The organism is Streptomyces sp. NPDC096339 (genome assembly GCF_044762985.1).
Lineage (GTDB): Bacteria > Actinomycetota > Actinomycetes > Streptomycetales > Streptomycetaceae > Streptomyces.
Window position 1 is genome coordinate 101659 of record NZ_JBIWFI010000025.1, and the last position, 14018, is coordinate 115676.

A 14018-nucleotide genomic window follows, 5' to 3' on the forward strand; every position below is an offset into this window, starting at 1 on the left:
ACAGGCAATCCCGTGCATGACGGCTGTTATGCCGCGTCAAGGGAGCATTCGGCCCAGATGACCTTGCCGCGGGAGGTGTAGCGGGTGCCCCATGCCTGGGACAGCTGTGCGACGAGGAACAGGCCCCGGCCGCCCTCGTCCGTGTTGGCGGCCCGCCGCAGGTGAGGGGCGGTGCTGCTGCCATCGGAGACCTCGCAGATCAGGACGCGGTCGTCGACCGGGCGCAGCAGCCGCACCTGGATGGGTTCGCCGCCGTAGCGGACCGCGTTGGTCACCAGCTCGCTCAGCATCAGCTCGGTGGCGAACGCGAGCTCGTCCAGCCCCCAGTCGGCGAGCCGGCGCGTGGCAGCGGCCCGGATGTCGCCGACCCGCGCGGGATCGGCGGGCAGGTCCCAGACGGCGATCCGGTCGGAGGGCAGGGTGTGGGTGCGGGCGACCAGCAAAGCGATGTCGTCGGTGGGGTGCTCCGGTGCCATGGCGTCCATGACCGCCTGGCAGGTGTCCTCGGGGGGCCGGTCCGGGTGGGCCAGAGCGTGGCTCAGCCGGTCGAGGGCGACGTCGATGTCGCGGTGGCGGTCCTCGACGAGCCCGTCCGTGTAGAGGATCAGCGTGCTGTCCGGGGGGAGCTCGATCTCGGCCGTCTCGAACGGCAGCCCGCCCAGGCCCAGCGGGGGGCCGGTGGGCAGGTCGGCGAAGGACACGGTTCCGTCCGGGTCGACCAGGGCCGGCGGGAGGTGGCCGGCCCGGGCCATGGTGCACCGGCGCGAGGTGGGGTCGTAGATGACGTACAGGCAGGTGGCGCCGACGATGCCGGTGCTGCCCGCGAGCTCGTCGTCGGCCTCCTCCCGGTCCAGCCGGACGAGGAGGTTGTCCAGGTGCGTGAGGAGCTCGTCGGGGGCGAGTTCCAGTTCGGCGAAGTTGCGTGCGGCGGTCCGCAGCCGGCCCATGGTGGCGGCGGCGTGCAGGCCGTGGCCGACGACGTCCCCGACGAGGAGGGCGACGCGGGTGCCGGACAGCGGAATGACGTCGAACCAGTCACCGCCGACCCCGGATTCGGCGGGCAGGTAGCGGTGAGCGACTTCCACGGCACCCTGCTCGGGCAGGGCGCGCGGGAGCAGGCTGCGCTGCAGGGTCAGGGCGAGGGTGTGCTCCCGGGTGTAGCGGCGGGCATTGTCGATGCACAGGGCGGCGCGGGCGGTGAGCTCCTGGGCCAGGCGGGCGTCGTCGTCGCCGAAGGGGGCGGGGTCCTGCGCGCGGTAGAAGCTCGCGATGCCGAGCAGCACGCCGCGGGCCAGCAGCGGGACGACGATGAGGGAGTGCACGCCGTGCGCCATGATCCGCCGGGCGTGCCGGGCGTGAGCGGGGTTCGCGGTGATCCAGCCGGCAGCGGGGTCGAACTCTGCCTCCAGGACCGCCTGCCCTTCGGCCAGCGCGCGCATGTGGGGGGACCCGGATTGGAGCTCCACGTGCTTGCCGACCGGGAAGAAGGGGCTGTCGGCGCGCAGGCCGTGGCGCACGGCACGGTGCAGTTCGGCCTCGGGATGGGCGGACTCGTCGCCCCGCAGTACGGCCTCGGGCAGGTCCACGGTGACGTAGTCGGCCAGGCGCGGGACCGCGATCTCGGCGAGCTCCCACGCGGTGCGGCTCACGTCCAGGGTGGTGCCGATACGGCTGCTGGCCTCGGCGAGCAGTTCCAGTCGGCGGCGTGCCTCGACGGCGTACTTCCCGACTTCCGGCTCGCCGACCAGCACCAGGCCGCGGACCGCGCCGGGGCGCGGGGCCGCGCTGTCGGCCGGTGCTTCGGCCGGTGGCGGGCCGGGAGGGGGCGAGAGGGGCAGGTGGTGGACCGGCGGGGTGCCGCCGCTGAGCACGGCCTCGACGACGATGCCCGCCACGCCGGAGGGGCTGGTGACCGGGTGGCTCAGCAGGGTGACTTCCCGGCCGTGCGGCAGGACCACGTCCACGGCGCCGGGCCGGGCCGAGGAGATCAGCTCGGTCGCCTTCTCCTTGAGGATCGTCTGGTCGTGCGGGTCGAGCCGGAGGTCGACCACTTCGTCCAGCCGGTCCAGCCCGGCCGGACCAGCCGGCACGGCGGGCCCGAGGCGGAGCCCGTCCCCGGCGGCCCCGGCCGTCCTCGCGCGCCGCTCGGCGTCGAGGTACGTCCGCAGCAGCCCGCGCTCGCGCGCCGAGCCCTCCTCCATCAGCCGCCGCTCGATCGTCTGCGCCGCCCGGCCGACCAGGACGGACAGGGACGGCCGCTCGTAGGAGTGCGGGTACCCGAAGCAGAGCACGCCCACGATCTGCCCGCTGAGCTGGTCGCGGATGGGGACGGCGCAGCAGGCGTTGGACTGGGCGCGCTCGGCGAAGTGTTCCGCTCCGTACACCCGGATCAGGCTCCGCTCGGCCAGCGCGAGGCCGATGCCGTTGGTCCCGGCATACCGCTCGGCGAAGACGAAGCCGGGCACTCTCTGGATCGGCGGCAGGCTCCGGGCCAGGGAGGGGTCACCGAAGCGGCGTTGCAGCACGGTGCCGTTCGCGTCGGCGACCGAGATGTTCATCCGGCTGCCGGAGAACCGCGACTGCAGCTGGTCGAGGACGGGAGAGGCCGCCCTTACGAGCCGGCTGTCCGTGTCGAAGTCGTCCCGGTAGGGGAGCTCGGTCTGGTCCGGTGACAGCCCCAGCAGTCGGCAGCGCAGCCACGAGTCCAGGATCGGGCCCCGTACCCCGCTTTCGATCCACTCGCCCACGAGGAACCGCTCACGGGAGCGTGCGGGACCGATCTGCTCTCCCGTGACCCCCATCTGCATCACTTCCCCTTGCCGGTGCGCCCTCGGCCGTACGGGGATGACCGCCCCGGCCTGCGAGGTGCGTTTTGAGTATATTCCCGGCTATTTGTCAGTTCACAAGAGAGCGACCGGATTGACCGGGGAGCCCGTCCCGCCGGGGACGTCGAGGGGTGTCACGACGATCATGAACTCGTAGCGTCCCGCTTCGGCGCAGGCGGCGGACAGCGCCTCCAGGTCCAGGTTGTCCAGCAGGGGCACTCCCATGGCCGCCACCGCGAGGGCGTGGACGGGGGAGTGGAGGCCCTCGACCGGGGAGGGCCGTACGTCGCTGTCGCCGTCCGCGCCGAGCAGGCTGATCGCACGCTCGGCCAGCAGCGGCACCGCGTCCACGTGGAAGCCCGCGCCGGCGGCGCCGACGTCCCACGGACCCAGCTCGCGGCGGCGCCGGAACCGGCCGGAGCGCAGCAGGACGGCGCACCCGTCGTCGATCCCGACGCCGAGCGCCCGCTCGGCGGCGAGCACATCACCGGCGCGCACCGCCCGCCCGGGCTCCAGCCAGTCCGTCCCGAGCACGGCGGGCAGGTCGAGGAGCACCCCCTTGGTGACGAGCGGGCCGAGCGCCGCCACCGACCCGAAGCGGGCGCCGGCGGCACCGAAGGCATCGCGCGCCGGGTACCCCTCGTACAGCAGCCCTCGGTAGGCGATGTGTGACAGCGCGTCGAGGTGGCTGACGGCCTTGCCGTGGTAGTCGACGGCGAGGAAGTCCTTGTACGCGGCCGGTTCCGGCGGCTCCATGTCGCCGAGGTCGGACATGTAGTGCAGCGCGGGCCTGGCGTTGTCGGGGCCTGGCCGGGTGTTCCACGGCAGCCCCAGGGATACCGTCCTTCCGTCCCGTACCAGGGCCGCCGCCCGGAGCACATGGTCCGGGGTGACCCGGTTCCAGGCGCCCCGGTCGGCTCGTTCCCAGCGGCCCCAGGTGCGGACCGAGGCGAAGAGGGCATCGAATTCCCGGCGGGAGACCCGGGCAACCTCCGGGGGGTCGGTGCTCATGGGCGTGCGGCGCTCCAGACTTCTCTAGGGCGGCGGATTCGAGGGGCTCCGCCGTTCACACATGCGTACCCGTTCCGGGCGGGGACCGGACGCGCCCCCGGTCGCCGGTGCGCCGAAGAGTGGCGGCCGTACGCCCGGGCGGGGCAGGCTGTACACATGAGAGCGCCCCTGCGCTCGCCCCCGGAACCGGGAGCCGGCGGCCACCAGGTCCTCTTCGCGTTCGCGGAGTGCGTGCCCTTCGTGATCGCGCTGGTGGTGCTCGTCATCGAGCTCACGCCCCTCCACTTCGTCTACACGGGCCCCCTGCTGGTGGCGACGCCCGCACTGGCGGCCGTGACGATGGGACCCATGGGCACCCTCGCGGCGGCCGGGGTGGCCCTGGTGGTCAGCGTGATCACCGTCACCCACAACCAGGCCTGGGGCGGCCAGCAGGTCTACACGAACCTGGTCGCCCTGTGCCTGGTGACGGTGGCGAGCTACATGACGAGCAGCGCCGTGCGCACGCGCCGGGAGAACGAGCTCAACCAGGTCCGCCGGATCGCGGAGGCGGCCCAGGAGGTCCTGCTCAGACCCGTGCCGGACCGGCTGGGCCCCGTACGGGCGGCCAGCATGTACCTGGCGGCCGAGACGGGCGCGCAGATCGGCGGCGACCTCTACGACGCGGTCCAGACCCGGTACGGGGTCCGGATGATCGTCGGGGACGTACGGGGCAAGGGGCTGCCCGCCGTACGGGCGGCCGCCGTCGTGCTCGGCGCGTTCCGGGAGTCGGTGCACTACGAGGACGACCTGGTCGAGGTCGTCAACCACTGCGGAGCCGCCCTGCGGCGGGACGCCGCCCTGGCGGGCGCGGGCGTCGGCGCGGCCCTGGCCGACGGTGAGGAAGCGCTCCTGGAGGGGTTCGTCACCGCGCTCGTGGCCCAGATCCCGGACGGCCCCGTCATCGAGGTGGTCAACCGGGGCCATCCGGCGCCGCTGCTGCTGAGCGACGGCAAGGTCCGGCCCCTGGTGCCCACCACCTCGCTGCCGCCGCTCGGTCTGGAGGAGTTCATCATCGGCCCTCCCGGGCGGACGGACGACTATCCCTTCGAGCCGGGGGACCGGTTGCTGCTGCACACCGACGGGGTCATCGAGGCCCGTGACGCCTCCAACGCCTTCTTCGACCTGCCGGTGGCCCTGGCGGCGATGCGCGACCACACCCGGCCCGAGTTCCTGGAGGGCTTGCGTCAGGCTCTGCTCCGGCACACCCAGGGTGCGCTGGCGGACGACGTGGCGGTCGTGGTCGTCGACCGGATCGACCCCGATCGCACCGAGGACGGCACGGCCTCGCGGTCGCGGAGGTGATCGGGCCGTGTCTCAGGACGCGGTCAGGACGGGGGTTTCGAACGGGTCGTGGTGGATGCGGTCGGGCGGCGTGCCGCCGAGCGTGAGCGTCTCCACCGCGGAGACGACCATCGGGGCCGGACCGCTGAGGTAGACGTCGTGCTGGTGCCACGGTCCGTACTCGGCCAGGACCTCGGGCAGCGATCCGCGGATGCCGGGGATGTACTCGTGGGAGACCGCTCCCCTGAAGGTGAGCCAGTGGTGCCGCTGCGAGAGCCGCAGCATGTCGTCGACCCCGTACAGCTCGGCACCGGTGCGGGCGCCGAGGAAGAGTTCCACCTGGTGGCGCCCGTCGCGCCGGGCCACCTCCTCGACGATCGCCCGGATGGGGGCGAGACCGGTACCGCCGGCCACGCAGACCAGTTCCCGGCAGACGGCGGCGTCCAGCACCATGTCGCCCATCGGCGAGCCCAGTCGCAGTACGTCGCCCACCGAGGCCCGGTGCACCAGTGCGGTGCTGACCGAACCGCCGGCCACGGCGCGGACGTGGAAGGTGAGGGTGCCGTCCTCGCGCGGCGCGTGGGCGGGGGAGTAGTACCGCCACTGCCTGGGGTACCAGGGGGTCTCGATGCTGACGAACTGGCCGGCGGCGTACTCGTACGGGGTATGGGGACGTACGGTGACCTCGGCGATCCCGTGCCCGTGCGGTACGAGGCGCACGATCGTGGCGGGCCACACGGCGGGGCGGACCGCGGCGTCCTGCTCGGCGGCGTCGATCATCACGTCGGCGACCGCGCCGTAGGCCTTGGTCCACGCGGCGGCGGTCTCCGCGTTCCAGGCGGGGCCCGCGTAACGCGCCAGTGAGGCGAGCAGGCACTCGCCCACGGCGGGGAAGTGCGCGCCGAGCGCGCCGAACTTGCGGTGGTCGCGTCCGAGGTGGGAGCAGAAGCGCACCAGACCCTCCGGATCGTCGACCAGGTCGACGATGTGCAGCAGCGCACGCAGCAGGCGGCCGCGCTGGGCGTCCATGCCCGGCGGGAACATCGGCCGCACCGCGGGGTGCCGGGCGAAGAGGATCGCGTAGAAGTAGACCGTCATGTCCGCGGCGAGCGGCTCGACCACCGCGACCGAGGCGCGGATGAGGGCCGTCTCGTGGGCGGACAGCGGGGGCGGGACGGGCTCCGGCGGGGCGGTGGGCGGGGCGGTGGGTGAGGCGGCCGGAGCGGGGTCGGGCGCGGGGTCGGGATCCCGCGGAAGGGGGACCCCGGTCGGTCGGGCCGGGCGTGTGATCCGGAACCTCAAGGGACCAGAGCTCCTCCAGCCGGCGTGCGGGACGGAGGGTCAGGGGCGGGCCGAGGGGCGTCCGCGTGCGCGGGGCGGCGTCCGCGGCGGGCGCTGTGGGCGGGGACTTCACGAGCGGGCATGGGTCCTCGAAGCGGGTCGACGGCATGTAAGCGGATCGAACGGTTCCGGACGGTACCCGACAGTGCGTCGAGCCAGAAGGGGCCAGGGTCGTTTTTGAGACGGCGGCGGGCCGGGTCGTCCCTTCTGGCCCCAAATGGGGCCCGATTCCGTGGGGTTGCCGGCGTCCGGTCCGCCAGGAGTTCGCCGGAAACTCGGTGGAAGCGGTGCGTCCGCAACCCTTGACGGGCCTCCGGAGCCCTCACATACTGACGGCCAAATCGATTTGGCCAAATCGATTTGGCCCCTGCCCGGAGCCGGATCGTGGCCGAAGCCGGAGCGAGCCGAACGGAGCTCGAACGTGTCCAGTCCCAGCACTCTCCCCCACCCCGTGGACCAATCCCGACCGCTGAGCAGGATCCTGCTGTTCGGCATCCAGCACGTCCTCGTCATGGCGGCGACCCCCGTCTCGGCGATCTTCCTGATGAGCGCCACCCTCCACCTCGACCCCGGCCTCACCGTGAACCTGCTCTCGGCGGCCTTCGTGCTCTCCGGGGTCGGTTCCCTGATCCAGTCCCTGGGACCCTGGAAGTTCGGGCCCCGGCTGCCGTTCGTCATGCTGCCCGGCGGAGCACCGCTGATCCTGTTCCTGGCGATCGCCGAACAGCACGGCGTGCGCACCGCCACCGGAGCGGTGATCATCAGCGCCGCCTTCTACTTCGTCGTCCTGCCCGTCTTCTCGCGCCTGTTGAAGTTCTTCCCCACCCTCGTCATCGGCACGATGATCGTCATCGTCGGGGTCAACCTGGTGAAGGTCGGCGCGCTTCTCGTCACCGGCCGGCCCGGCACACCCGGCTTCGCCGACCCCACCAACCTGGCGCTCGGCATGGCCACGATCGGCTTCACCGTCGCCCTCTACTGGCTGTTCACCGGCGTCGTGCGGCAACTCGCCGTGATGCTCGGCCTGATCGCCGGCGCCGCACTGGCCTTCGCACTCGGCCGGTTCGACTTCGGCGGCGTCGCCGACGGCGGGATCCTGAGCGCACCGCAGCTGATGCCCTTCGGCTCACCCGAGTTCCACCTCGTCGCCGCGCTGCCGCTGATGCTCTACGGACTCGCCTCCATGGCGGAGGCCACCGGGCAGACCGTCATCAACGCGGAGACGGTCGGCAAGGAGATCGACAAGCGGACGATCGTCCCCCGCACCATCCGGGGCGACGCACTGGTCTCCCTCTTCGGCGGATTCCTGGGACTTCCGCTGATGGTGACCAGCGGCGAGAACATCGGAATCGTCCGCGTCACCGGCGTACGCAGCCGGTTCGTCACCGCGGCCGCCGGCATCGTCCTCATCGCCATCGGCTTCCTCGCCCCCGTCATCCGCGCCATCAGCGTCATCCCGTCCGCCGTCGTCGGCGGCACCGCGATGGTCGTGTTCGCGGTGATCACCGTCCTCGGCGTCCAGATGCTGGGGAAGGCGGACCTGGACCGGCACTCGAACGGGTTCATCTGCGCCGTCGCCATCGCCCTGGGACTGCTCCCGATCCTGGTCCCCGGTGTCTACGCGGGACTGCCGTCAGGCGCGCGGATCCTGCTCGAAAGCGGCGTCGCCGTCGGCGCGTTCACCGCCGCCATCCTCAACGTCCTCTTCAACCACGTACGGCCCCGGCTCGCCCGGGCACGCCCCGGCGAGCCCCTCACCCCCCTCGTCGACGCGGGCGAGTCCCGCGCCGTCCCCCACGCATGACCCGTACGGAAAGAGTGAGATGACCGACCTGACGCAGTACGACGCGCACGCGGGCGGCGGCCCGGCCCCCGAGGCCCTGCGCCCCGACCAGCTCACCGGCGAGGTCCGGCTCCTGGAACCCGCCGTCGTGATGACCCCCGACGGCCCGAAGGAGCGGTACGCGGTCGTCGTGGCCGACGGCTCCTTCCTCGCGGTCGGACCGGCCGCCCTGCTGGAGCGCGACCACCCGCACCTCACACCCCTCCGACTGCCCGGACACGTACTGATGCCCGGCTTCGTCGACGCACACCACCACCTGACGCAGAGCTTCGGCTCCGCACTCGCCTTCGGCGAGCCCTCCGAGATCTTCCGCCGGGTGTGGGTCCCGCTGGAGGGGGCCCTGGACGAGGAATCCGCCTACGTGGCGGCGAAACTGGCGGCGCTCGAATCGCTGCGCGGAGGATTCACCACCGTCGCGGACGCCGGCACCCGGGCCCCCGTGGACGTCGACGTCGTGGCCTCGGCCACCCGCGACGCCGGAATCCGCTGCGTGCTGGGACTCGTCTGCCACGACGCCGAGGACGCCGGCGACCCCGCGGTCCCCACCCGTACGCCGGCCGAGGTCCTGGCCCGGGCCGAGAAGCACCTCGCCCGCTACGAGGGGGAGGAACTCGTCCACCCCTCGCTGGCGGTCGCCGTGCCGGAGGCCGCCACGGCGCACACGCTGCGGGCCACCGCCCGGCTCGCCGCCGAAGCGGGCACCGTCGTCCAGATCCACGTCAACGAGCACCTCGCCGGCGTGGAGCGCTCCCTCGTCCGGCACGGCCTGCGCCCCCTGGAGTACCTGAGGGAGGTCGGCGCCGTTGGACCGCAGTTGCTGGCCGCCCACGCCACCCTGGTCACGCCCGCCGAGCTGACCCTGCTCGCCGACACCGGCGCCGCCGTCAGCTACAACCCCGTCGCCAGTGCCTGGAAGGGCAACGCCGTGGCGCCCGCGACCACCATGGCCGAACGCGGGATCCGCTTCGGACTGGGCACGGACGGCACCCGGGGCGACGGCTTCCGGCTGATGGAGGCCGCGGAGTTCGCCCAGCGCCTCGCCTACGGCCTGGCCACCGGGGACTCCTCCTGCGGAGCCGGCTGGACCTGGCTCGAACACGCAGGTCCGGGCGGAGCGGACGCGGTCGGCCTCGGAGCGCTCACCGGCCGGATCGAGGCGGGCGCAGCGGCCGACTTCCTGCTCGTCGACGCGAGCGGACCGGAGATGCGCGCCTCCTGGGACCTGACCTGGGAACTGGTGCGCCGCGGCAACCGCGACCAGATCACCGCCGTGTTCGTCGCCGGACGGCTGCGCATGTTCCAGGGCCGGCCCGTCGGCTGGGACGGCCGCGCCTTGGTACGGCGGGCGGCCGAGCTGGCCGGAAAGGTCGTCGGGCGGGCCGGGGTCGAACGCGTGCACCGCACCTCCACGGACGCACGGGAGAGGAGCGCCGCGCGGTGAGCGCCTCGACCCTGGCGGTCCTCGCCCTGGTGGTGGCCGCCGCCGCGTTCGTCCAGGGCACCAGCGGCCTCGGCTTCGCCCTGGTCGTCGCACCGGTCGCCGGACTCCTCGCGCCCGCCCTGCTCCCGGTGTTCGTCCTCGCGTCGATGATCCCGTTGAACGTGTACGTGGCCTGGCGCGAGCGGCACTCCCTGGACCTGCGGGGCGCCGGCTGGATCACGGCGGCCCGGCTGGTGGCGACCCCGGGCGGACTCGTACTGCTCTGGGCGGTGCCGGAGCAGCAGCTCGGGGTGGTCGTCGGCGTGGCGACCGTACTGGCGGCGGTGGTGAGTCTGGCCGCACCGGCCTTCGTGCCCGGCCGCGCCGCCTACCTCGGCGCGGGGCTCGTCACGGGGCTCACCGAGACCGCGACCGGTGTGGGCGGTCCGCCACTGGCGCTCGTCTACCAGCACCGTCCCCCGGCGGAGCTGCGGTCCACGGTCGCGGTGTGCTTCCTCATCGGCGAGGTCGTCTCCCTCGCCCTGCTGCTCGCGACCGGCCAGGGCAGCCCCGCACAACTGGGCTGGGCCGTGCTGCTGCTGCCCGCGCTGGCCGTCGGGGCGTGGCTGAGCCGACTGGCACACCACCGTGTGGACGCCGCGAAGATGCGCCCCCTCGTCCTCGTCTTCGCCCTCGTTTCCGGGGCAGTGCTCATCCTCGCCCCGTGATGCGCAGGGACGAGGCCCGCGCGATGACGCGGGGCTCGGGCGCCGACACCGCCGCCGCGGGGGCCGCCCCGGCGGCGGTGGCCTCCGTACCGGCTCCCGCGTCGTCGCGCAGGCGGGCGAGGAGCAGTTCCACCGCCTCCGAGGCCGCCCGGTCCAGCTGGAGGTCGACCGCCGTGAGCGGGGGCTCACAGGTGCGGGCCCGCGGACCGTCGTACCGGGTGACCACCATGACGTCCTCGGGAACCCTGCGGCCGCTGTCCCGGATCGCGCGGACGGCGCCCACCGCGAAGGCGTCGACGAGTGCGCAGACGGCGTCGGTCTCGGGGTGCTCGGCCAGCAGGGCCGCGCAGCGCTCGTAGCCGGCGTCCTCCCCGCCCTCCTCCGGAGCGGTGGCGACGACCGGGGTCCAGCCCTGTTCGGCGGCGGCCCGTTCGTAGGCGGCGCGGGCGTCGACGGCCGAGTGGCGGGTGCCGGCGCCGATGATGAGCGCGGGATGGCGGGCGCCCTGGGCCCGCAGGTGCTCCAGGAGCAGCTCGGCGACCAGGCCGCCGCGCAGGTCGACGTACGGGGCGTCCGTACCCGACGGCATCTCGCGTCCGAGCGCCACGTACGGCAGGCCCCGCTCGCGCAACTGCGCGACGGCCGCGTCGTCCTCGCCTGGCTCGACGACGATCGCGCCGTCGATGTCGAGGGAGTGCAGCGCGGATCCGGACTGGACGGGAGGCACCAGGACGAGCGCGTACCCGTGGAGCAGGGCGCGCTCGGCCGCCGCCGCGGCGACCTCCATGTAGAAGCCGAGCCGGGAGGGGCCGCCGGCCACCGCGAAGGGCATCGAGGAGGCGAGTGCGATGGCCTTGGCCTGCCCCTGGCGAAGGCGCTGCGCGCGCAGGTTCGGCCGGTACCCGAGCTCGGCGGCCACCTGCTTGATGCGTTCACGGGTCCGGGGGTCGACCTTGCCGAGCCCGTTGAGGGCATGGGACACGGTCGTCCGCGACACCGAGGCGGCCAGGGCGACATCGGCGATCGTCGGCGGCCGCCTGCGGGAACCGGAACCGGATCCGGGGCTGGACATCGGCAGGACGCTCCTCGATCGGTCGACGGCTCGCGCGCCGGGTGACGGGTGACCGGTGATGGGTGACGGGTTGCGCGTTACGGGTGACGATGCCATCTTCGCCGACTGGCCCCCCGTCCGCCGGCCCCGTCCACCTCACCCGCCCCCCGGGCCGGCGGTGGGCGGCAGGGAAGGCCACGGCGAGGGGCTGCCCGACGGCATCGGCGGCGCGTAGTGGTAGGGCGGCGGGCTGGGCAGCGGGGGCTCGGGCTCCGGCGCGAACGGCCCGGCCCGGTTGGCCATCAGGATCATCATCGTCCCGCCGAAGAGCAGCGAGATGACGATCAGCGCGAGTCCCACGGGGTTGCGCGGGTTGTAGTAGTAGCGGTTCGTCCCCCACTTGCTCCGTTTGAAGACCGGTTCGTCGTCATGCACAGGCTGCGTCCTCGGGTGTGGTAGCGGACGGGGCAGAACCATGATCCACGTCGAACCACCCCGGCAGAAGGGCCGGTTACCCGGCGGCGGTGAAGAGGTCCTGCCGCGCCTCGTCGAGGACGAAGCCGTTGTCGAGGCGGACCCGTACCGTCACGCGGGGCTGCCGCGCCAGGTGCGCGATCCACTCGACCTCCAACGAGGCCACCTGCTCTTCGAGTTGCTTCCTGCTCGCCGGCGGCATCTGGTGGCCGAAGTCGTCCATGAGCGACTTGAGGCGTACGTACTCGCGGACTTCGGGGCTCTGCTGTTCCTGCCGGTCGTCCTCGTGGTAGACCCGCTCGACGGTTCCGCCGGTGCCCGGGGCGAGGGACAGGGAGCCGGCGACGGGACCCGTCCGCGCCGGGTCGTCCCCGGCCGCCGTGACCGATCCGCTCAGCACGAGCTCCGCTGCCAGCTCCACCCGCTGGCCTTCCTTGAGTGTCATCGCCCCATTATCCGAGGGCCGCGACGGCGGCGACCATCCGGTCCCAGAAGCGGTCGGCCTCCAGACGCACGGCGACCCGGGCGTTGACGGGCCGGTCCACGTACCGGTGCAGGTCCACGACGGTGGCGCCGCGCGTGTACCGGCCGTGCAGTTCCACCACGACGTTGGCGTCGACGCAGTCCACGAGAGCGGGATCGATGACCCGGGCCACCGCCACCGGGTCGTGCAACGGCGGGTGCGGGAACCCCCACAGCGTGCGGTACGTGGACCCGAAGAAGGTCAGCAGCTCGGCGCAGACGTGTCCGAGGGGCGTACCGAGTCCTTCGAAGCGGGCCACCACCTCGGGCGTGGCCAGGGCCTGGTGGGTCACGTTGAGACCGCACATGGTGACGGGCACACCGCTGCGGAAGACGATGTCCGCGGCCTCCGGATCCGTGAGGACGTTGAACTCGGCCGCCGGAGTGCGGTTGCCGCGCTCCGTGGAGCCGCCCATCAGGACGATCTCGCGGATGAGGGCGGCGTCCTGCGGATAGCGGGTCAGCAGGAGGGCGATATTGGTCAGCGGGGCCGTGGGGACGAGGGTGACCGGCTCGGGATGCCGGGCGAGCGTCCGGTGGATGAGGTCCACAGCGTGCTCCGGGACCACCTCCACGGTGGGCTCCGGGAACCTCGGCCCGTCCAGGCCGGAGGCCCCGTGCACATCGGCGGCGACGCCGAGCGGCTGGACGAGCGGCCGGTCGCAGCCGGCCGCGATGGGCACCCCGGTGATCCCGGCGACCGTGCAGACGCGCCGCGCGTTGAGGGTGGTCTTCTCCAGCGTCTGATTCCCCGCGACCGTGGTGATGGCCAGCAGATCCACCGCCGGGTCGCCGGCCGCCAGCATGATCGCGAGGGCGTCGTCGTGTCCGGGATCGCAGTCGATGATGATCGGAACGGGCACGTTGCTCCTTCCGGTCGGCTCCTGGCCCCTCCAGTCTGCCGCCGCGCCGGTCCGGTGACCGGCAGGCGCCCGGAGAACGGCTCGATCCCGCCGTATGGTCGGAGCATGGTACGCAAGCGCGTGATCGTTTCGGGGACCGTGCAAGGGGTGTTCTTCCGGGACACCTGCCGCGGCGAGGCGCTGGCCCACGGGGTGTCGGGGTGGGTGCGGAACCTGCCCGGCGGGGATGTGGAAGCGCTGTTCGAGGGGGACGAGGAGGCCGTGGCGGCGATGGTGCGGTGGGCCCGTACGGGGCCGCCGGCGGCGGTGGTCCGGTCGCTGGAGGTCCACGAAGCGCCACCGGCTGCGCCGGGCCCCATCGGCTTCGAGGTACGGCCCACACCACGAACCCCGGGCTGACGTCACTGTCCCTGCGTGGCCCGGTGGTGTCCCGATGGGTGCGGCCCGTGGTCGGGGCGGTGCCGTGTCCCTGCGGGGCTGGGTGGTGTCCTGGTGGGTGCGGCCCGTGGGCGGCAGCGTGTGGTTGGGGCGGTGCCGTGTCCCTGCGGGGCTGGGTGGTGTGCGGGGGTGTCCCGGTGGGTGTGGGCTTGTGGGCGGCAGCGCGTGGTTGGGGCGGTGCC

Annotated in this window: 12 protein-coding genes; 5 read left to right on the plus strand and 7 right to left on the minus strand. The window is 73.2% G+C overall.

From position 1 onward, the window contains the following. Positions 1–26 precede the first annotated feature (26 nt). A complete protein-coding gene (locus ACIQ5Y_RS27070) occupies positions 27–2801 on the minus strand; it encodes a SpoIIE family protein phosphatase (RefSeq protein ID WP_403885697.1) in 2775 nt (924 codons plus the stop codon). Between the two features lie 99 nt (positions 2802–2900). Next, positions 2901–3836, minus strand: coding sequence for a cyclase family protein (locus ACIQ5Y_RS27075; protein WP_403885639.1), 936 nt, complete (start codon positions 3834–3836; stop codon positions 2901–2903). A 156-nt stretch (positions 3837–3992) separates the two neighbouring features. Here ACIQ5Y_RS27075 and ACIQ5Y_RS27080 point away from each other — a divergent pair, with 156 nt between their 5' ends. Next, positions 3993–5177, plus strand: a complete 1185-nt coding sequence (locus ACIQ5Y_RS27080) for a PP2C family protein-serine/threonine phosphatase (protein ID WP_403885642.1) — start codon at positions 3993–3995, stop codon at positions 5175–5177. A 12-nt stretch (positions 5178–5189) separates the two neighbouring features. Here ACIQ5Y_RS27080 and ACIQ5Y_RS27085 read toward each other — a convergent pair whose 3' ends face one another. Beyond that, a complete protein-coding gene (locus ACIQ5Y_RS27085) occupies positions 5190–6458 on the minus strand; it encodes a globin domain-containing protein (protein ID WP_403885645.1) in 1269 nt (422 codons plus the stop codon). A gap of 490 nt (positions 6459–6948) precedes the next feature. On the opposite strand from ACIQ5Y_RS27085, the gene ACIQ5Y_RS27090 reads away from it, so the two are divergent. From ACIQ5Y_RS27090 to ACIQ5Y_RS27100, 3 genes are read left to right on the plus strand one after another with little or no spacing between them, the layout of a single operon-like run. Then, positions 6949–8301 (plus strand): uracil-xanthine permease family protein, encoded by a 1353-nt coding sequence (locus ACIQ5Y_RS27090; RefSeq protein WP_403885648.1) that lies wholly within the window; start codon positions 6949–6951, stop codon positions 8299–8301. A gap of 19 nt (positions 8302–8320) precedes the next feature. Next, entirely contained in the window at positions 8321–9781 is a 1461-nt protein-coding gene (locus tag ACIQ5Y_RS27095; RefSeq protein ID WP_403885651.1) for an amidohydrolase family protein, read from the plus strand. After that, the gene (locus tag ACIQ5Y_RS27100; protein WP_403885654.1) at positions 9778–10488 is read left to right on the plus strand and encodes a sulfite exporter TauE/SafE family protein; all 711 of its coding nucleotides are present in this window, start codon (positions 9778–9780) and stop codon (positions 10486–10488) included. Before ACIQ5Y_RS27095 ends, ACIQ5Y_RS27100 begins: the two co-directional genes overlap by 4 nt. On the opposite strand, the gene ACIQ5Y_RS27105 is transcribed toward ACIQ5Y_RS27100, so the two are convergent. The 4 genes from ACIQ5Y_RS27105 to ACIQ5Y_RS27120 form a co-directional block, all read right to left on the minus strand. Beyond that, on the minus strand, positions 10472–11560 hold the full coding sequence (locus tag ACIQ5Y_RS27105) for a LacI family DNA-binding transcriptional regulator (protein ID WP_403885657.1): 1089 nt from the start codon (positions 11558–11560) through the stop codon (positions 10472–10474). The genes ACIQ5Y_RS27100 and ACIQ5Y_RS27105 overlap by 17 nt on opposite strands. A gap of 135 nt (positions 11561–11695) precedes the next feature. Then, positions 11696–11974 carry a hypothetical protein gene (locus ACIQ5Y_RS27110; RefSeq protein ID WP_403885659.1) on the minus strand — a complete coding sequence of 93 codons (279 nt, stop codon included), beginning with the start codon at positions 11972–11974 and terminating at the stop codon, positions 11696–11698. A 76-nt stretch (positions 11975–12050) separates the two neighbouring features. Then, positions 12051–12458: a hypothetical protein gene (locus ACIQ5Y_RS27115; RefSeq protein WP_403885662.1), complete on the minus strand. Its 408-nt coding sequence runs from the start codon at positions 12456–12458 to the stop codon at positions 12051–12053. A 7-nt stretch (positions 12459–12465) separates the two neighbouring features. Further along, a complete protein-coding gene (locus ACIQ5Y_RS27120; protein WP_403885665.1) occupies positions 12466–13398 on the minus strand; it encodes a nucleoside hydrolase in 933 nt (310 codons plus the stop codon). A 105-nt stretch (positions 13399–13503) separates the two neighbouring features. On the opposite strand from ACIQ5Y_RS27120, the gene ACIQ5Y_RS27125 reads away from it, so the two are divergent. Continuing rightward, on the plus strand, positions 13504–13797 hold the full coding sequence (locus ACIQ5Y_RS27125) for an acylphosphatase (protein ID WP_403885668.1): 294 nt from the start codon (positions 13504–13506) through the stop codon (positions 13795–13797). Positions 13798–14018 lie beyond the last annotated feature (221 nt).